Origin of the sequence: Candidatus Hakubella thermalkaliphila (genome assembly GCF_013281975.1) — a bacterium.
GTDB lineage: Bacteria > Actinomycetota > Humimicrobiia > Hakubellales > Hakubellaceae > Hakubella > Hakubella thermalkaliphila.
This window is the reverse complement of the sequence record NZ_BLRZ01000501.1, coordinates 1-511: the sequence shown is the minus strand read 5'-3', so window position 1 is coordinate 511 and position 511 is coordinate 1. Positions and strand designations below refer to the sequence as shown.

General features: G+C 42.7%; 1 protein-coding gene. It reads right to left on the bottom strand.

Annotated elements, in window-relative coordinates:
• Positions 1-51 precede the first annotated feature (51 nt).
• A complete protein-coding gene (locus HW443_RS14275) occupies positions 52-312 on the bottom strand; it encodes a phosphate-starvation-inducible PsiE family protein (protein ID WP_407079837.1) in 261 nt (86 codons plus the stop codon).
• Positions 313-511 lie beyond the last annotated feature (199 nt).

Genomic DNA, 511 nt, shown 5'->3' with positions numbered 1-511 from the left:
CCCCTGCACGCTACACCAGCAAGTAAAAAACTCACATGTCCAAGACCTCTGCTAAACCAGTGGTGGCTTTTCGTGTTTGAAAGTGGCTATCATGGTTGCCCTTATGACGGTTACGAGCGCAACTCCAATGAATACGCTTATATAAAACTTACCGCCCTTGAGATGGGATATCTCAGTATTTATTAACTCAATCAACACCCACAGAATGAGTAACGATCCAAGAGTAGAGATGACTCCATGCTCTATATTTCCTGCAAATATCTTCTGAACATCGTGTACAATCAGTCCTATAACTCCAATGGTCAAGCCCATTAATATTATGACTAGAACGAGATTCATTGCCGGGGAAAACTCATTTTAATCCTGAACCTCCTTTTAAGGACAGGAAATTTTAAAGCTAAACTGTTGACTTGCTGAGGTCTTTGCCGCCTGTTTTCTCCTTCAATGCTGCCTGTGCTGCTGCAAGCCTTGCGATAGGAATCCTGTATGGAGAGCAGCTTACGTAATCTAA

Excerpts from the sequence above, each read along its gene's own strand:
- HW443_RS14275 (WP_407079837.1), bottom strand. The coding sequence starts at position 312 with ATGGGCTTGACCATTGGAGTTATAGGACTGATTGTACACGATGTTCAG.